Genomic DNA, 18,181 nt, shown 5'->3' with positions numbered 1-18,181 from the left:
CTTCCCAAGAGTTGCGCCGCGGACATCCGGGAATCGGAGGTAGAGATACTCCCGGTAAACCGCGTGTCGCACGCTATCGACTTGGCCTTGGAACGCACATAGAATTGAAGTAAGTAAGAACCGACGGGGAAAGCATGGCACGCAAACCAAAGAAAATCGGCAAGGCCGCCTTGCGCGACGCAATCACAATGGTCTCACCTGGCACGATTCTGCGCGAGGCCATCGCGGCAATTCTTCAAAGTGGCAACGGCGCCCTGCTGTGCATCGGCGAGCCCAAACGACTGGGCGATCTCTCGGAAGGTGGAATTGAGATCAACGTCGACGTGACACCGCAACTGCTGTATGAGTTGGCGAAAATGGACGGCGCGATAATCCTCAGCGAAGACGCCTCGCGCATCCTGTTTGCAAACCGGTTCCTCAAGCCAGACAGCTCCATTCCCACGGACGAAACGGGAACCCGCCACCGCGCCGCGGAACGTATCGCTCGCCAGGCCGGATGCACCGTCGTCGCGGTCTCGGAACGTCGCTCTACGGTTACGCTCTACGTGCAGGACACCAAGCACGTCCTGGACACCATCCCCACGCTCCTGAACAAGTCCATGCAGGCAATCAACACGTTGGAAAAGTACATCCGTGTTTTGGAGCAAGCCACTACCGATCTCAGCACGCGCGAATTCGAAGACGTCGTGACCATTTTCGACGTGTGCAAGGCCGTCCAACGTTGTGAGATGGTCGTGCGCATTGCCCAGGAAATCGAGCCCAACATACTTGAGCTTGGAATCGAAGGCCGCCTCATCGCCATGCAGCTTAAGGAACTCGTGATTCCGCTCGAAGAAGCGGAACTCGTGGCAAAAGACTACTACCGCGATAAGGGCGGTTTGAAGTTCGAACAGGTTCAAGAACGAATCTCGGAGCTCAGTCAGCAGGACCTGCTCAATCTGAGCAGTATCAGCCAGGCCCTTGGCTATGGCCCGAACCTGAAAAGTATCGACACTTATCTCACCTCGCGCGGGTATCGTTTGCTCATGCAGACTCGCCGCTTGACTCCGCAGTTGATTGACAACCTCGTAGCCAAGTTCGGATCGCTGCAGCAAATCATGCGCGCCCCCAAAGAGGAATTGTGCGAAGTGGATGGTGTCGGAGAAGTGCTTGCGGAACGCATTCGCTTGAGCTTGAACAGCCTGCGCAGCCAATTGGCGTTGGATCGCGGCCGTCGTTAAAGAACCTGTCGTTTTAGTCCCTATAAAAATGAAGAATGGAGTTGGTGCCTGACCGTGCGATACCTGCTTGACTGCCAAATTGAAAGCAACCGAGAGATTGCTCCTGAACAATGCCGGATGACCCTGCACGCGCCCGCCATCGCGCATGCGGCTCGCCCCGGCCAATTCTGCATGATTCAAGTGAGCGAATCGCTTTACCCATTCTTGCGCAGGCCGATGTGCTTCGAGCGAATTCGCGAAGACTCGATCTCAATCCTCTACAAGGTCGAAGGTGAAGGCACGCATATCATGTCGCGCCTGCTCCCTGGGCAAACCGTGGGGATTCAAGGTCCATTGGGCAACGGTTTTCCTCTCGACGCCACGGCGTCGCGACACATCATCGTTGCAGGCGGTATAGGCGTCGCGACTTTTCCCGCGCTGGCCGACGCGCTGGTTCGCGAGTGCAAAATCATCCCCGAAGTCATTCTCGCAGCGCGCAGCAAGCATCTCATTCTCTGCGAAGACGAGTTCCGCGAATTGGGTTGCACGGTTCACGTTGCGACGGATGATGGTTCTGCCGGCGAGAAGGCCTATGCGTCCCAGATGCTGGCCAGGCTCAATCCCGGACCAGGAACGCGCGTATACGCCTGCGGTCCCATGATCATGATGAAAACCACGTCAGATGTGGCGGTGCAGGCGGGCGCGGAATGCCTCGTATCCCTTGAGGCACAAATGGCCTGCGGCGACGGTGCGTGCTTGGGTTGTGTCGTGGAAGCCACGAGAGAATCCGAAGGCGAACGGCGCGTTCGTGTCTGCTACGACGGGCCGGTATTCGATACCACCATCATCGATTGGGAAGCCCATCGATTTGCCTACGATCGTTGACCACAGGCGTCAATACTCCACAAGCGAAAACGAATCGCTAGTGTTGCTGCCGTCTTCCCAGACGACTTCGTAGACACCCTCCAGCAACCGGGTATAGGGTTGTTGGTCTTCCGCCGCGTACGTCGTAGCTCCGTCGCCCAGATGATAGAACCCTGCAATTTCGCCCACTTCGACCCCGGACTGACTCACCAACGCCGCACTGTATTCATAATTGCCGGGTCCGCTGGGTTTCGTCACGACCACCGGCACACGAACGGCCAACCGCTCCTGAGCCATGGCGTTGTTGAGCCACGTGCGAACCGCGTTCGCAGGCACTGCCGCGAGCGCCTCGGTCCCGGGCACGTTAAACGTATCCACAGCGACGAGCTGCTCATCTTCGTTGAAGGTGGCTGTGAATAGACCCTTTTCCCTGCTTCCCCATTCCACAGTTGCCCAGCCGATCGGCTGAAACGGTACCGCTAGACCCTCGCCAAGAATGCGTCCCGCCTCCCCAAGCGTCAGCGCAACCTGCTCGTAGGTCATGCCAAGGGCCAACGCATTCAGCTTCTCCGCCGAGAAGCCACTCGTCTGCTCTACTGGAGCTTGGGGAGCTTCCTCCTGGATTGGAGCCTCTTCCGGTGTCTCATCCTGCGGCGTAACATCCTTGGGCTGAGAAGTCGGCGCCGTGGAGGATCGAATGGGCACCTGGGAGGCCGGCCTCGTGCTTCCTGAGCGGGCTGGCACAATCGGTTTGGAGGCCTCGCGTTGCTTGGCTTCGGCCAGCTTCGATTCCACCCTCTTCATCGATTCAGCCAGTTTTACTGGCTCCGGCTTCTGATCCGACTTCTGCTCCGGTTTCTGGTCGACATCTTTGGATGCCGTCTCCGGCTTGGGAACAGCATTTCCCATCGCCTGAGAATCGGGAACGGTCCTCATACTGGTCTTCGCCGGGGTGGAAGAGAGATAGCTCCAAATACCCACAACCGCCGCAGCCACTCCGACCAACAGAAATGCCGCCGATATAACGAACGCTTTCTTGTTCATTCAGACTCGTATTCGGGAGCACGTCCGCTCCCTGGTTTCCAACCACGTTACGCCACCGGGGATGTCCCGAGGACAGCCCTTACAAATCGTACCATCACTCCTGCCCAGGACAAAAGCAAAGCCGCCCGGTTTGTGCCGGACGGCTTGAAAATGCGCTTTCACAGTTCGACTATTTCAGATCTTTTACCGCTTCCAGCACCTCAGCGGCATGTCCTTCCGCCTTCACCTTGGGCCAGACTTTGGCAACCTTACCGTCGCCGTCTATCAGGAACGTTGCGCGTTGAATTCCCCAGTACTTCTTGCCGTAGTTGTTCTTCTCAACCCACACCCCATACTTCTCGGCCACGGCGTGCTCCTCGTCGGCCAAGAGTATGAAGTTAAGTCCATATTTGTTCGCGAACTTGCAGTGAGATTCCACGCTGTCCGGACTGACCCCCACCACGACCGCATTGGCCTTCTCGAAGTCCTTGATACTGGCCTGAAACTCGTTTGCCTCAATCGTGCAGCCTGGCGTGTCATCCTTGGGGTAGAAATACAACACCACCGACTTGCCTTTGAAGTCAGATAAGGACACGTTCTTTCCGTCGGTCGATTTAAGGGCCACAGAGGGCGCCTTTGATCCAACCGCGGGTACTCCCGAACTCTCGCTCGCCATATAGCATTCCTCCTGAATAGCGCGTGATCTGCGTGTCTTCAGAGAGAACACTGCCTGCCAGTCAGTCATTTCCGCTGCCGTCGGAATCTGCGGCCTCCACTAGAGAATCGACCTGCAAATGGCGTACGCTATGCCAAACGCGCCTCAACGCCAGTTGGGGAGTGGTGTACTTATTTTGGGGTGGCACGGGGATGGCTCCGCGCCCTCAACCGCGAGGAGAGACGATGATGAGACGACAACTGGTGTGGCTGGCCGCTTGCGCCGCGTTCGTGATGATCGCTGCGCCCTACGCCGATGCGCGATCTTCCAAGCCCAAGATCAAAGAATGGTCTCAGATGGAGAAGAACAGCGAAGGCAAAATGGAAAAGGTCTATTACATGACCATTGACGGCGTCATGGTCCATGAGACAGACCCCGCCAAGTCGGCTCCACCTCCCATCATCACTCCCGGAACGTGTAGCACCCAGGAAGTCCCCGGGACGGCCCCGTCTGACGCCACAGTCCTCTTCGATGGCAAGAACCTTGACAACTGGACCTCCACGAAGGAAGGTGAGCAAACCAAGTGGATTGTCAAGGACGGCGCCATGTCCCCCGTAAAAGACTCCGGCATGATTCGCTCCAAACAGGAGTTCGGTTCGTGTCAGCTTCACGTCGAATTCGCCACGCCCGTGCCCGCCGAAGGTGAAGGGCAAGGCCGCGGTAACAGCGGCGTCTTCCTCATGGGCCGCTACGAAGTACAAGTGCTCGATTCCTACGAAAACACCACCTACTTCGACGGCCAATGCTCGGCCATTTACGGAAGAAACAAGCCGTTGGTCAACGCATGCCGCAAGCCCGGTGAATGGCAATCCTACGACATCATCTTCCATCGCCCCGTCTTCAAGGGCAAGCGCGTCGTCAAACCCGCCACCTTCACCGTCTTTCACAATGGCGTATTGGTTCACGACAACTACCAACTGACCGGCGGCACAGGCTGGCGTGGATCGCATTCCGTCACGCCCTATTCGCCGCACGGTGACAAAGGCCCCATCGAGCTACAGGACCACGGCAACCCGGTTCTCTTCCGCAATGTGTGGGTTCGCGAGTTGAAGGACTGATTTTCGACTTTGCCGGCACGGGGATAACGAACGCACCCCGTGCCGGTTTCCCATTTACGCTCTGTGAAACTCCGGGGGGGAATCGTCATGAGCCGCACGGTTACGCGATACGCGCTATTATCTCTGCTACTTCCCATACTGGCATACGCCGATGCCGTGTTCGACTTGGGCGCTGCAAAACTCACCATCGACACCCTGGGTTATGCCACTCTGAACCTATCGGGCGAACAGGCCCCGTGGCCGAAATCGGAACACCCCATTGTCACACTCGGTACTTCACAGGAAGTCCTCTTGCCGGAATCCGTCGCACAAGACGGTCCCGAACTGAAGATTCAATTCAAAGAGGGAGCCTACGCCGTATATAGGGTGACTCCCCAAAGCGGTTTTGCCGTATTTGAACTCATTCAACTAGAAGTCCCCAAAGAGACAACTCGCGTCAATCTCTTCAGCCTCGGAGTGCCTGAAAACGCGGAACTCATGACAAACGTGAACGCGTGCCGCTCAGGTTCAAAGGTGGTGACCCTCTCCGCCGCGGAACCCAACATCCATGCATTTTCGCAAACACTCGACAGTCAGGACGGCGATAGCGCGGGGTGTAGTCACACGATTACACCCACAACCGACGCCAAATCCGGGATTGGAGCAGCACGCTTCACCGCAACCTCGGGAGACAAGCCAGCCGGTTGGAGTGTGTCCGGCCGATATCTACCCCGTCCGCTCGATCTCACGGGCATTACAGCCATCCGTGCGTGGGTGAACGGCGATGGACAGGGCGAACTGCTGAAGTTCCAACTCTATGACGGTTCCGGCGGCTACCGCGACACGTACTTGCCCATCGACTTCACGGGGTGGCGCCAGGTCACGCTAACCGAGATCCCCTACAACACGATCAAGCCGGAGCACATATCCGCGCTCAACGTCTACTACAACGGCCTTCCCGCCAATGCGACGGTTACCTGCCTCATCGATCGTGTAGAGGCAATCATAGTGCGCAACGGGATAGAAGAAGCTGTACTGCTCGAAGATTTTGAGCCAGAGCACTCGCGTTTCTTCACGAAGCCCCAACCCACTCTCTCGCTTGAAACCAGTGCAGCCCACGGACTATTGCCCGCGCGCTTCGGTCTTCTCGTCAGCAGCGACGACACGTTTTATGACGTTATGCAGCAATTCGAGAATCACGTGGGACTTCCTTGTCCAGCGTATGAAGGTCGTCCCATCAAGACCTCCCCACTGATCAAACAGTCCTATCTGTTCATCACCAGTTTCAGCGAGCCCGAATACGACACGGTGGTCAATATGGCGCGCCGTGGTGGATTCGGCACTATCCTCATACTTCAAGACTCATGGACTCGTTCCACCGGGCATTACGAAGTCAACGACAAGGCGTTTCCTGGTGGGATTGAGACTCTGGCTCGAACGGTACAGCGCTTCAAAAAGGATGGTTTTCGCGTAGGGTTCCACTTCTTGGGCGCGTCAATCTATCCCAACGATCCCTATCTCACCCCCATACCCGATCCGAGGCTTGTCCGCGACCACTCGACAGAACTCGCCGAAGATGTCACTGCTGACTCCGACTTCGTACCCACCATTGCCGCTCCCGATGCTTTTCCCGCCGAGGATGGCGGATACATGGGCTATGGCACCATCATCCAGATTGGTGACGAACTCATTGCATACGGCTCGCGAAGCATGGAATCCCCTTTGGGCTTCAAATCGTGCCAGCGCGGCTATTTTGGTACCGCACCCGCTCCGCACACCAAGGGTGAGACCATTCGCCATCTAAAACGCACCTACGGGTACTTCTTGCACGACATGGACTCCACGCTCTTCGACGAAGTGACCAGCAACATGGCCAAAGTCGCCAACGCTTGCGATGTCGATATGCTCTACTTTGACGGTTCCGAATGGCTCCAAGGAGAGCACTGGTACTACAACGCGCGATTGATCAAGGGCTTCTACGACAAGCTGACGCGCAAGGACATTCTTCTCCAAGCAAGCAGCTATAGCCACTATTCTTGGCATATGCTTTCTCGCAGTGCATCGGCCGACGGTCACGACGATCTGAAGGCATACCTGGACGAACGCTCCGGTTGGTTTGACGCCTTCAAACGCGATGCCATGCCTCTCGACATCGGTTGGTACTACGGTTACGATCCGACTGCCACTCCTGACATGTTTGAGTACATCCTCGGCGCGACCATCGGCTACAACTCATCCATGTCTTTTCAGGTTTCGTGTGGCGCGGCGGCAAACCATCCGTTTACGGGCGCGATTCTCGACCTGATATCACGCTATGAGAAGTTGCGCCTCAGCGGAAGAGTGCCGGAAGATATGCGCGAGCGCTTCCGCGTCGAGCCGATTCTTGCCGGAGTCAAACAGCCCGAGGAACGCGAAAGCCTTCGCGAACATCGCCGCGAGTTTCGCCTTGTGGGAACACCCGGTCACGAAACGTTTCAACGGGTGGACTATCAGCCCTGGCACACGATCGATCCGGCCTATCCGCAAACCGCCACGTGGTCCATCCACGTTCCAAAGGGTCCCGCAAAAGTCGGCGTACAATTCCGCGTTGTGTCTACGCCATGGACCATCGCCGGACCATCTTACCGAAGTGCCGATGCCGTTCTGCTCGAGGGATTCGACGACCTCGCACCTTACCTCAACACCCCCGCTCCAAGCACACCGGTAACCGTTATCGAAGGAGGACAAGGAGGCGCAACGCTCGACGGAGTCTCGCAACGCCTTGCACAGTTCTCAGAAGCAAAGGAAGGCGGAGCCTGCGCCGAATACACCGCCACAAGCACAAGGCCTTCTCCAGACGGCTGGTCCGTCGTCACGAAAGCCTTCGATCCGCCTCTCGACCTCTCTTGGTTCAAGGCGATTGGCTTCTGGCTGCGCGGCGATGGAAAAGGCGGGCAGTTCAAACTGCAACTCACCGACGGCGAAAAGGCCACCGACTGGTACATCGCCAACGACTACGAAGGCTGGCGCTACCAGCAATTGCCGCGGCCCGAGATAGACCCCATGAACTACGGTAAAGTGCGTACGCTCAGCTTCTACTACAATGGCCTCCCGGCCAACACAGGCGTCACCTGCGCGATAGACGACGTCAAAGCGCTGCGCGCCGTCGATACACAGAGTCTGTCAAACCCCTGGATCGAGATTGACGGCGCTCGAATCCCATACGCGGGAACGCTTACGGCTGGACAATATGCCTTCCTCTACCCCGGAGACGCTTGGCTGCGCTACGGCCCGGCTTTTGTTGAGGCAGAGATCATTGGCGACTCGCTTCCAGCATTGGAAATCAGCGAAGGCGACCACACCATTCGCGTCGGGGCAGAATCACAAACCACGGCATCAATGACGCGCGTCGTGCTCGACCTTCCAGAGCGCTACGAAATCCCCATGGTGCAACCTTAACGTCTTGCAGGTGTGTAGAGCGCTAACCAGCCAGAATTGCGGTTAACGCTGCGTAATTACATAGACCGCTTCGTCTGCGAGCAAGTTGGGCCACATGCGCGCGGTCCAGCCCAAGCCCTTGCGATTGAGCGGAATTTCACGTTCGATGCGGATGTCGCGCATCGCGCAGTAGTCTCGGAAATCGTTGATCGAAAGCACGTGGCGGTTTGGACTGATATACCACGCATAAGGAAGGTTGCGCGTTACGGGAGCGCGGCCCAGCACGACCATCTTGGCCCTCACCTTCCAGAACCCGAAGTTCGGAAAACTCACGATACACTTCCGCCCCACGCGCAGCATCTCGCGGAGCGCCTGTTCCGGCTTTCGAAGGACCTGCAACGTCATGCTCAGGATAACGTAGTCGAAACTGTCATCCGGCATTCCAGACAAACCGTCTCCGATGTCAGCCTGAACGACAGAAACACCTCGGCGAATACAGCTCACGATATTTCCCTGAGCCAACTCCAATCCCATGCCGTCCACGCGGCGCTGAGCTACGAGTTCTTCCAGCAATTCTCCATCGCCGCAACCGATATCCAAGACTCGGCTGCCGCTGTCAACGAGGTCCACGATCATGTCGTAGTCGACACGATGCCCTTCGTAGATGCTCGAAGTAAACGTCGGCGGCGGTCCCAATTCCGCTTCGGAATCGACTTTGGCCGGTCTCCCCCTGCGTTCGCTCATCGGATTCATCGTGTTCTCTAAGAAGCCGCTGATGATCTTTTTCATCACGTCCACTTCCAACAAGAACGCATCGTGACCATAATCCGATTGGATGTTGCAGTAGGTCACGTCCTTGCGCTGACGCGTCAACGCATTAACAACTTCCTGGGACTGATACGGCGGGTAGAGCCAATCTGACGAATACGACAACACCATGACTTTGCAGTTTACGCGTGCCATCGCGTTGTCCAGCGATCCATAGGGTGCGGCCACGTCGAAGTAGTTGATCGCCTTCGTTATGTAAAGATAGCTGTTTGCGTCAAACCGATTGACGAACTGTTCCCCTTGGTAATCAAGATACGTCTCCACCGAGAACTCGCTACCAAAGTCGAAGCTATACCGCTCAGCCTTGCGCAAAGCTCGCCCAAACTTCGCGCGCATCGACGCGTCCGATAAATAGGTAATGTGCGCGAGCATACGCGCAATGGAAAGCCCTTGCGCGGGATGTTCGTCGCTATCGTAATAGTCGCCCTCATTGAACGCCGGATCCGCCTGAATGGCATGACGCCCCACGGCATCGAACGCGATCCCTTGCGCATTCAGAAGTGGAGTCGATGCGATAACGATGGATGACTTCATCAGATCGGGATAGCGTGTCATCCATTCCATGGCCTGCATACCGCCCATCGAACCGCCTGCGACGGATAGCAGCTTCTCGATTCCAAGGTGTCGAATCAGCTCGCGCTGTGCGCGCACCATGTCACCGATCGTGATAATGGGAAACGACAAACCGTAAGGTTTGCCCGTTTCAGGATCGATCGAAGAAGGCCCGGTGGAGCCTTGGCATCCACCGAGCACGTTGGAGCAAATGACGAAATACTTGTTGGTGTCGAAGCCCTTGCCGGGGCCAATCATGTTGTCCCACCACCCCGGTCTTCGATCCTCGGGTTTATGGTACCCGGCCGCATGGGCGTCGCCCGACAAGGCATGCACAATCAAGATCGCATTGGACTTGTCCGCGTTGAGTTCCCCGTACGTCTCATATGCGAGCGTAACGGGACCCAACTTTCGTCCGCAGTCCAACTCCAACGCGTTTGGCGGATGCGCAAACGTGAAGTACTTCGTCTCGACTATGCCTACCGAACCTTCGTCAGCCATACCTACCGCTTCGCTTCGGTTCGCCTTGTCCGTCTAAATTGCCAGAAATCATCAAAGTCGCTTCGAGGTTACTTTCCCGCTGCCGCCAACGCCTGATCGAAGTCCGCAATGATGTCCTCAATGTCTTCAAGACCCACGGACACGCGCACCATGTTGGGTGTTACCCCCGCCGCTTCCTGCTCCGCCGCATTAAGCTGCTGATGCGTGGTCGACGCCGGATGAATCACCAGCGTTTTCGCGTCGAGCACGTTCGCAAGGTGAGACGCCAGTTTCACGTTCGAAATGAACTTCTTGCCCGCTTCCAGGCCGCCCTTGATCCCAAACACGAAGATCGCACCTTGGCCTTTCGGCAGATACTTCTGCGCTCGTGCATAGTCGCCGTGACTCTTCAGGCCAGGGTAGTTTACCCACTCCACGCTCGGATGCGCTTCCAAATGCTGCGCGAGTTTCAGCGCGTTCTCGCAGTGCCGCGGCGCGCGCAAGTGCAGCGTCTCCAGCCCCTGGAGCAGAAGGAATGCATTAAACGGCGAGAGGCAAGGCCCCATGTCGCGCAACAGAGTCACGCGCGCCTTGATGATGTACGAGATGTTCCCGATAGGCTTCAGCGCTTCATAGAACTTCAGCCCGTGATAGCTCTCGCTTGGTTCGGTCAGTTCGGGGAACTTGCCGTTGTTCCAATCGAACTTCCCGCTGTCGACGATGACGCCGCCAATACTTGTGCCGTGACCGCCAATGATCTTCGTCGCGGAATGCACCACGATATCCGCACCGTGCTCAAACGGACGAAACAGCAGCGGCGACGTTACCGTGTTGTCGACAATAAGCGGAATCCCATGATCATGGGCAACTTTGGCGATCGCTTCGAAGTCGACCACATCGCCAGCCGGGTTCCCGATGGATTCGATGTACAGGAACCGGGTCTTGTCGTCGATAGCTTTCGCAAAGTTCGCGGCGTTGCTCGCGTCGACAAATCGCACGTCGATTCCCAAATCCTTGAACGTATGCGCAAACAGATTGTACGTGCCGCCGTAGAGCGTCTGTGACGACACAAAGTTCTGGCCTGACTTGCAGATGTTCAAACATGCCAACGTTACCGCCGACGAGCCCGACGAAAGCGCCAGCGCCCCTACTCCGCCTTCAAGCGCGGCCATGCGTTTCTCAAACACGTCTACCGTCGGGTTCATGATCCGCGAGTAGATGTTGCCAAACTCTTCCAGACCGAACAGGCGCGCCGCATGTTCTGGACTGTTAAACACGTATGACGTTGTCTGGTAAATGGGAACTGCGCGCGCGTTCGTCGTAGGATCGGGCGATTGCCCGCCGTGCAGTGCGAGGGTGCCCAAACGGTAAGCGTTCTCAGACATGTACTTTTTTCTCCGTGCTCTTCTTTTTTAGTTTTCAAACAATGGGGTCGACAGATAACGCTCGCCGGAATCGGGAAGTACTACTACGATGGTCTTCCCGGCAAATTCATCTTGGGCCGCTAGGCGCGCCGCAACGGCCACCGCCGCGCCGCAGCTTATTCCAGAGATTAGTCCTTCTTCGCGCGTCAACCGCCGCGCCATCTCGAAGGCCTCTTCATTCGTTACTTGCTCTATGCGGTCTACGAGACTCAGGTCGAGCACATCCGGCTTGAACCCGGCTCCAATACCCTGAATCTTATGCGGACCCGGCTTACCGCCAGACAACACTGGCGACGCCGACGGTTCCACCGCGACTGAGAGGATTTTCTTCCCCTTCTCTTGCTTCAGATAACGCGTCGTCCCCGTGATCGTTCCACCGGTTCCAACGCCCGAAACAAACACATCGACCTGCCCATCTGTATCGTTCCAGATCTCAGGTCCGGTGGTCTTGAAGTGAATCTCCGGATTCGCCGGATTCTTGAACTGTTGCGGCAAGAAATAGTCCGGGTTCTCCTGCAGAATGGCCTCGGCCTGAGCGATGGCGCCTGGCATTCCCTTTTCGCCTGGAGTTAACACCAGTTGCGCACCAAAAGCCTTCAACATCGCCCGGCGCTCAAGGCTCATGGTCTCCGGCATCGTCAGAACCAGCTTATACCCGCGTGCCGCCGCCACGTACGCCAACGCGATTCCCGTATTTCCCGATGTCGGCTCCACTAGGGTGCCACCTGGCTTGAGTACGCCCCGCTTCTCGGCGTCCCAAATCATGGCCGCGCCTATCCGGCATTTCACTGAATAAGCAGGGTTCCTTCCCTCAATCTTACCCAAGATTTTGGCCTTCAAACCCTTGCCAATGCGCTGAAGGTGGACCAATGGGGTGTTTCCAATACTAAAACTGGCGTCGTCGTAGACTCGCATTTCCGTCGTCCTCCGAATCGTATCGCTTTGCCTTTTGTGTCACTGCACACAAGTCCCCGGCACACGGTTAAGCACGGCTCTCAGTTATGCCGCCAGTCCTGGGAAGGATTGCGCGATGGTAACACCGTGCTACCGTTGAGTCAACGTCCGCTTGGACTTGTAGTTCACCGGGATCTCGCAAATTCTATATCAAAATAATCGAGTAATGCAAGTTTAATTTCTCCCGTCATTACCCCGCCGCTCTTGCACCCCTTTTGTCGTGTGCCTCAGGCTGCTATAATCCCGTCACTATGTCCACAATCACGCCCAAGTCTGTACGCCGTAGACTTTTGACCATACTCTACGAACACTACCTCAAGGACCCTCTTGAGATGCTGACCCCGGAGGACGTTTTGGAGGACGGCTCCGTTCCCCGGGAAGATTTGCTCGCCAATATTCACTATCTCGGCGACAAAGGTTTCGTGGAATTGATGATTGGGTACAATCCACCCTGGTTTGCGGCCGCACGTATCACCGCAAATGGGATTGACTTAGTGGAAAATCGCTACGAATTCAACCTGCGGTTCCCGCCTCAGCCCGGCGAATTGGAGGCTGCGCTCGCCGACGTCCCGGTTCTTATGGAGCAGTTGCTACAGGAAGCCGAGTTTGCGCCTCTGGACGGCGACGAACGCAAGTGTCTGCTTCGGGACATTCTATATCTACGGGACGAATTAAGCCGCCCCGAAACCCGGTGGCGCGTGAACGTCATTGAAACGGTTTTGCAGTGGGCGCAATCCTATTTCGAGGACCCCTCGGAGCACTTGCCCACCCTCGAACCGCTTCGGCAAGCCATTGAGCGGGAACTAAGCCGCTAGATATTTCTCTTAGGCTTCCTCGGCAATGGCTCCCAATAAGGCGTCGACGCGGGAGTTCGCCCCGCGCATCTCTTCAACGAGAAGCGACGACATTTCTTCCGTGACTCCAAGCGCCTGCATGGCCGCTGTCGGTACTTCGATCTCAGTATCCATCTCCGTCTCACCCAACCCGGCGAGGTACGCGAAATGATTCGAGACGGACACCATGCGCGCAAGCTGCTGGGCCGACGTCGTGGATTCCGAGTCATGATGCCAACGAATACCTTCGGCGAGAGCAGTAGGTAGATTCCAGTGCTCGGCCAACACGCCTCCCACCTCGGCGTGGTCAAGTCCAAAGACCTCTTTTTCAATCGCCCGCACCGGCCGCCGTTCATCACGCGCGCGTGTCACGATTTCGGAGACCGCTTTCGGATAGATAGAGTCCAAGGCGACCTTGCCGATATCGTGCAATAGCCCCGCACTGAAGAATGTCGCGTCCGGGGAAAAGCGCAATGCCTTCGCCAGCCGCTCGCAAAGCATGGCCGTCGCCAGGGAATGACGCCACAATTGGCTCCGGTTGTAGGCAGAACCCTCAGAAGGAAAGGCTCGGAAAACAGAAGCCGTCAACACGAGATTCTGCACATCCCGGAATCCCAGCACCACCACCGCATTCGGTACGCTGCTGATGGTCCGGTAGAAGCCGTAATATGCTGAATTCGCCTGCCGCAACAAAGTTGCCGATAGACTCTGATCGGCAGCTATCAGGCGTCCCAGGTCCAACGCGGACGTATCCGGCTCTGCCAACGCATCCAATATACTGTTGAGTACCGTTGGCAGCGTCGGCAATTCCCCAATGCGCGCCAAAGTATCACGAAGCATCAAACGCTCCACGAATCCCCTCCTGTCAGCCCGGTGTCTATGCACTCTATATGCATCATATCCGCGAAGAAGGGATCGCGCAACTCCCACCTCAGTTCCGAAGCTGTCTTACTTGTCAATGGCCCGGCACAATATCCCCACCCCGCAGCATTGCGGGCAAATCTTCCTTGAGACATGCTCGCAACTCATCGGGTCTTCCTAACTTAGGAAGCATGTACTGCTGAACCAAACCGAATCCCAACGACTCGGGCGTATAGGTGCTAGCCCATTCCCGTTTTCTGCCCCACCCCTGATACACCGCCCCAGGCACGGGAAATTGGTGCGGGAACCAATTGAACAGACTTACACCATCCGCGCCCTCGTCGTAACATGCCAGCGCCTCATCGGCAATCGCTCGAACATGCCGCAATCGTATGGCGTCGCCGTCCTCGGGATTGGGACCATCGTAGTGAGCCCATTGCGGCGTATACGAAATCGTCGGATACACGCCTATCTCTGTTCCCTTGGTGAGAGTCACAAATTCCTTTGTTCGAGGCAAGCCAATCGGAGAAAACAGGGCCGGGCAGATGTAGTCCACAAGCCCTTGCTCCACCCAAGTCCTTACATCCAGGCCCAAGCTCTTACACGACGCATTTGTTGGCTCTCCATAGTATGCACCCGGGAAGTCCTCTTTCTTAAAAGGCCCCTCCAGCATTGGCCCCACGCGAACCCCCAGCAACAAACGCTTTCGACCCTTTCGTTTTGCGGCTTCATCCAGCATATGACGTGTCTCCGCCACCATGCGCGTCAGCACCGGATAGTTCTTCAGCGGCTCCGATATCATGTTGTACCAACGTCGAAAATCAAATTCGATCCCGTCGATGTCGTACTCGCTTACAACTTCGGTAAAGATCGCCATTCGATGTGCGAACACCTCCGGATGCACTGGGTCCAGACAGTTCTTTCCCGGAATACACAAATCCTTGTGCGCGCGATCGAAGTCGGACAAATCCAACTCGCACTGATAGAAATCTTCCGCGTTCATGCGGTAACTGGCCACAATGGGAACTCCGCGTTCCCGGCAGGCTTGTATCGTTATGGCAAGCGGGTCCGTACCCAACTCAAGTAACCGCCGCATGGCGGCCGCTTGCCGTTCCGCGTCTTCCGGCGAAGTCTCTGGCCACACCGCTTTCGTGACCTCAGCATGGTACTTGTCCCACGTCGTCGCTACCTTGCTGCGATAGATGACGGGGTCCGGCATCCCCACATTCTGCGCCAGTATTCCCGGCTTCAGATCCAGAATCCGCATCACCGCATACCGGTACTCCTCGACGGTTGTGTCCTTGCCCGAACTCATCCACAGGATGTTATTGATGTCGTTGTTGAATATCGTCCCCAGCTTCTTCCCGGACAAGGCGGACTCATCGGCACCAGCCACGAACGCCGCAAGGACACATATAGCCGTGCCATAGACCCGCGCCCATCTGCGCATGCTCGTACTCATTTCTTGCGCCACTCCAGGATCGATATCACCGCGTTACCCTCAGGATTCAAATTCTCCGCTTCCACAAGCACCGTCCCGTCTTGCGTCGATGCAGCATCCACCGGCATTTCGATCCATTGACCGCGTTTGAATCCTTCAAACACCCCCAGTGCTTTTCCATCTACACGAATCGCTTCCTTGCGCCCTCCGCCGAATCCATCGGGGTCAATAATATAGAGGCGCAGAACCCCGGCCGCTGAAGCAGGCACCTTCAATTCAATCGACAACACCTCCTTGCTGGCGCGCGTGTGATACACCGGACCAGGCCACCCCGCGTATCCGTATCCGTCAACCTTCCCCAGCGAAAAACCATCTTCAGCGTAGAGGACTTCTTTCTTTTCACGCCCGCAGAGCATGTAGAACGCGGTTCCCTGCTTCTGGAGTTCGCTTTCCGATGGCAACACTTCCTTCAGCGGCCACGCCGGATTGTCGTCGGGCGCGGGCTGACGCTCTGTCAGAGACGGCAGGTTCCCCACTGCGGCCGGAGTCTGCTGATACCAATAACACACGCTCGAAAACTCGTGATAATACCCCTCCTCGCCGACCATGCCCTTAATCGTCTCGTTCTCATTCTTCCCGAAATCGATGGCTACTCGCAGCGACTTCTCAAACGGGATCGCATCGTTCACGAAGAACTTGTACGCTGCTGCCCCCTGGAAATACTTCCGATAACCGCTCACGAGAAACTCGCTCTGTGTCTCCGGAAACCCCCAACTGAAACCAAACGAATCCTCAATCCCCTGCAACTCAATGGACGGACTGCTTTCGCCGTCGATATAGAACATCTCGTTCATGTCCACGAGATAAGCGGGCGAACCCGGCTTACGCACCGTCACACTCCACCCCACAAACTTCCCCTTCCCCGATGTCTCCAACGCGGTGTACGCAACTTTCCCCAAAGGCAACGCATCCTGACGCCAATTCGCGTGAAAGTAACCGGCGCTGTCTGAAACCTGATCCAAGTTGCGATACATCACATACGAATAACACGGCATCTTCGACTGCAGCTCCGGCCCCGGCGCCAAATCGCCGTCGTACACGACCTCCACGCGCGCCGATTTCCGATACGGCATCGGCCAATAACAATTGAACCCCCGCCGCACATTCGAGACGACCGTTTCCACCGAATCGTACTGTCCCGCCGGATTACAGAAGAAATCCACCAACGGACAATTCACACTCGGCTCCGGCGCCCCGTCCCAATAGATCCGCAGAATCGCCTCACGCCCCAACTTCAACGAACCCGGCATCGCGAAATGCATCATCTCGATTCGCCCCGGACCCTTCAGGTCCGCGACCACCACCGTCTTCGAAGCCAGAAACTGCTTCTCAACCGGATTCTCCACCCACAACGCATTCTCAGCCTTGATCGCCGGCACATCCAGATCCGGCAACCCCGCCAAGTCCTGCGCCGCCGCCACCCCGCAAACAAGCACACACGCCATTACCCCAGTGAATATCTTCATGACTGCCCCTCCCCCGAGCTGACACCTCATCCGATTTCTCCGCACCACTCTCAACGGTTGGCCTAACTTCACCATACTACCAATCGATCGCATTACAGGCTGCATTCTCAACTTTGCCTCAAGAACCCGCAACTCCCTCGCTTCACAGTGAATCCCCACGCTTCCCATTCCCTTTCCTGCAAAGCCACTTGTTGTGGCGGGGACTCCTGATCCGCCGAGGCGGACCACTCCGCCGACACACTTGTCGGCAGACGATCGACGCCCCCTTGTTGTGGCGTGGTCTCATGACCGCGCCACTCTCTCGACCGCACGTCTCCACAATTATCCCCTATGCATATACTGCCCTCTTTCGCGGAAGCACCCACATCTTCACACTGCATTTTCGCGGTTTCCCGGCCCCGCGACTCCATCGTTTCGCACACGAATCCACTCACGCTTTTCGCTCCCCATCCTGCAAATCCTGGTCATCCTTGCTAAATGCCTCGCTCCCCCCCCGCTCCCAGTGCAACGAACTTGCGCTTATATATAGGCGGCGTCAACACGCCGTCCCGTGCTCGTCATCCGTGCCATCAGTGCCATCCGTGGTTGAAATTTCTCTTGCTCGCGTTGAACCCACCGTTCTCCCGACAACGAGTTACCCTTGAATCGTCAAACTGAACGGGTACCCCCCTGCCAACCACGGGGCCGCCCAATTCACTCGTACAAGGACACGTCGACTAAGCAACCGCCATTGCAGATGCTGTCCAGACCCACTACTATAGAATGAGTTGCCTCCAAGAGCGTTATCGACGACGGGGCAACATAGCAAGGGCGGCACTGACCCAGGCGAAATGCAGTAGCCCAGGGACCGCCCCAGACCTTTGTAGAAAGGGAAATATGCCGTCACCCTTATTCGCCGACAGCCCCACACGGGCAGACCGTGCGGCACGCCAGCATTTCTCACGCGGCTCGAAGCCATCCTTTGCCGGAGCCTCACGCCGGGCCAGCGCGACAGGAAGCGGAAATCGCCTGACAACGGAAAAGAAGG

General features: G+C 56.7%; 13 protein-coding genes. 5 read left to right on the top strand and 8 right to left on the bottom strand.

Features of this window, described 5'->3' with window-relative positions:
• Nucleotides 1-134 precede the first annotated feature (134 nt).
• Nucleotides 135-1,220 (top strand): DNA integrity scanning diadenylate cyclase DisA, encoded by a 1,086-nt coding sequence (disA, locus tag K1Y02_17935; GenBank protein ID MBX7258248.1) that lies wholly within the window; start codon nt 135-137, stop codon nt 1,218-1,220.
• A 54-nt stretch (nt 1,221-1,274) separates the two neighbouring features.
• Nucleotides 1,275-2,084 (top strand): dihydroorotate dehydrogenase electron transfer subunit, encoded by an 810-nt coding sequence (locus K1Y02_17930; GenBank protein ID MBX7258247.1) that lies wholly within the window; start codon nt 1,275-1,277, stop codon nt 2,082-2,084.
• Between the two features lie 9 nt (nt 2,085-2,093).
• Here the strand turns inward: K1Y02_17930 and K1Y02_17925 are convergent, their stop codons facing one another.
• A complete protein-coding gene (locus tag K1Y02_17925; GenBank protein ID MBX7258246.1) occupies nt 2,094-3,107 on the bottom strand; it encodes a hypothetical protein in 1,014 nt (337 codons plus the stop codon).
• Between the two features lie 169 nt (nt 3,108-3,276).
• Nucleotides 3,277-3,831 (bottom strand): thioredoxin-dependent thiol peroxidase, encoded by a 555-nt coding sequence (gene bcp, locus K1Y02_17920; GenBank protein ID MBX7258245.1) that lies wholly within the window; start codon nt 3,829-3,831, stop codon nt 3,277-3,279.
• A 290-nt stretch (nt 3,832-4,121) separates the two neighbouring features.
• Here bcp and K1Y02_17915 point away from each other — a divergent pair, with 290 nt between their 5' ends.
• Both K1Y02_17915 and K1Y02_17910 read left to right on the top strand, forming a co-directional pair.
• Entirely contained in the window at nt 4,122-4,859 is a 738-nt protein-coding gene (locus K1Y02_17915) for a DUF1080 domain-containing protein (protein ID MBX7258244.1), read from the top strand.
• Between the two features lie 87 nt (nt 4,860-4,946).
• Nucleotides 4,947-8,276 carry a hypothetical protein gene (locus K1Y02_17910; GenBank protein MBX7258243.1) on the top strand — a complete coding sequence of 1,110 codons (3,330 nt, stop codon included), beginning with the start codon at nt 4,947-4,949 and terminating at the stop codon, nt 8,274-8,276.
• 42 nt (nt 8,277-8,318) lie between these two features.
• Here K1Y02_17910 and K1Y02_17905 read toward each other — a convergent pair whose 3' ends face one another.
• The 3 genes from K1Y02_17905 to cysK all read right to left on the bottom strand — a co-directional run bounded on the left by K1Y02_17905 (nt 8,319) and on the right by cysK (nt 12,454).
• On the bottom strand, nt 8,319-10,136 hold the full coding sequence (locus K1Y02_17905) for a homoserine O-acetyltransferase (GenBank protein ID MBX7258242.1): 1,818 nt from the start codon (nt 10,134-10,136) through the stop codon (nt 8,319-8,321).
• Between the two features lie 68 nt (nt 10,137-10,204).
• The gene (locus tag K1Y02_17900; protein ID MBX7258241.1) at nt 10,205-11,500 is read right to left on the bottom strand and encodes an O-acetylhomoserine aminocarboxypropyltransferase/cysteine synthase; all 1,296 of its coding nucleotides are present in this window, start codon (nt 11,498-11,500) and stop codon (nt 10,205-10,207) included.
• A gap of 27 nt (nt 11,501-11,527) precedes the next feature.
• Nucleotides 11,528-12,454 (bottom strand): cysteine synthase A, encoded by a 927-nt coding sequence (cysK, locus tag K1Y02_17895; protein MBX7258240.1) that lies wholly within the window; start codon nt 12,452-12,454, stop codon nt 11,528-11,530.
• A 290-nt stretch (nt 12,455-12,744) separates the two neighbouring features.
• On the opposite strand from cysK, the gene K1Y02_17890 reads away from it, so the two are divergent.
• Nucleotides 12,745-13,308, top strand: coding sequence for a hypothetical protein (locus K1Y02_17890; GenBank protein MBX7258239.1), 564 nt, complete (start codon nt 12,745-12,747; stop codon nt 13,306-13,308).
• A 9-nt stretch (nt 13,309-13,317) separates the two neighbouring features.
• Here K1Y02_17890 and K1Y02_17885 read toward each other — a convergent pair whose 3' ends face one another.
• From K1Y02_17885 to K1Y02_17875, 3 genes are all read right to left on the bottom strand, one after another.
• Nucleotides 13,318-14,178 carry an HDOD domain-containing protein gene (locus K1Y02_17885; protein MBX7258238.1) on the bottom strand — a complete coding sequence of 287 codons (861 nt, stop codon included), beginning with the start codon at nt 14,176-14,178 and terminating at the stop codon, nt 13,318-13,320.
• A gap of 103 nt (nt 14,179-14,281) precedes the next feature.
• Nucleotides 14,282-15,649 (bottom strand): hypothetical protein, encoded by a 1,368-nt coding sequence (locus K1Y02_17880; protein ID MBX7258237.1) that lies wholly within the window; start codon nt 15,647-15,649, stop codon nt 14,282-14,284.
• Nucleotides 15,646-17,154, bottom strand: coding sequence for a DUF2961 domain-containing protein (locus K1Y02_17875; protein MBX7258236.1), 1,509 nt, complete (start codon nt 17,152-17,154; stop codon nt 15,646-15,648). Before K1Y02_17875 ends, K1Y02_17880 begins: the two co-directional genes overlap by 4 nt.
• Nucleotides 17,155-18,181: the final 1,027 nt, after the last annotated feature.

It is taken from the genome of Candidatus Hydrogenedentota bacterium, from assembly GCA_019695095.1.
In the GTDB taxonomy this organism is placed as follows: domain Bacteria; phylum Hydrogenedentota; class Hydrogenedentia; order Hydrogenedentales; family SLHB01; genus JAIBAQ01.
The sequence above is the reverse complement of the archived record's forward strand: the minus strand, read 5'-3'. Positions and strand labels throughout refer to the sequence as shown.

What these genes read in the sequence shown, in the direction of transcription:
- K1Y02_17890 (MBX7258239.1), top strand. Translation starts at nt 12,745, where the DNA reads ATGTCCACAATCACGCCCAAGTCTGTACGCCGTAGACTTTTGACCATA.
- disA (MBX7258248.1), top strand. Translation starts at nt 135, where the DNA reads ATGGCACGCAAACCAAAGAAAATCGGCAAGGCCGCCTTGCGCGACGCA.
- K1Y02_17915 (MBX7258244.1), top strand. Translation starts at nt 4,122, where the DNA reads ATGGAAAAGGTCTATTACATGACCATTGACGGCGTCATGGTCCATGAG.
- K1Y02_17880 (MBX7258237.1), bottom strand. Translation starts at nt 15,649, where the DNA reads ATGAGTACGAGCATGCGCAGATGGGCGCGGGTCTATGGCACGGCTATA.
- K1Y02_17905 (MBX7258242.1), bottom strand. Translation starts at nt 10,136, where the DNA reads ATGGCTGACGAAGGTTCGGTAGGCATAGTCGAGACGAAGTACTTCACG.
- K1Y02_17875 (MBX7258236.1), bottom strand. Translation starts at nt 17,154, where the DNA reads ATGAAGATATTCACTGGGGTAATGGCGTGTGTGCTTGTTTGCGGGGTG.
- K1Y02_17925 (MBX7258246.1), bottom strand. Translation starts at nt 3,107, where the DNA reads ATGAACAAGAAAGCGTTCGTTATATCGGCGGCATTTCTGTTGGTCGGA.
- K1Y02_17910 (MBX7258243.1), top strand. Translation starts at nt 4,947, where the DNA reads ATGAGCCGCACGGTTACGCGATACGCGCTATTATCTCTGCTACTTCCC.
- bcp (MBX7258245.1), bottom strand. Translation starts at nt 3,831, where the DNA reads ATGACTGACTGGCAGGCAGTGTTCTCTCTGAAGACACGCAGATCACGC.
- cysK (MBX7258240.1), bottom strand. Translation starts at nt 12,454, where the DNA reads ATGCGAGTCTACGACGACGCCAGTTTTAGTATTGGAAACACCCCATTG.
- K1Y02_17900 (MBX7258241.1), bottom strand. Translation starts at nt 11,500, where the DNA reads ATGTCTGAGAACGCTTACCGTTTGGGCACCCTCGCACTGCACGGCGGG.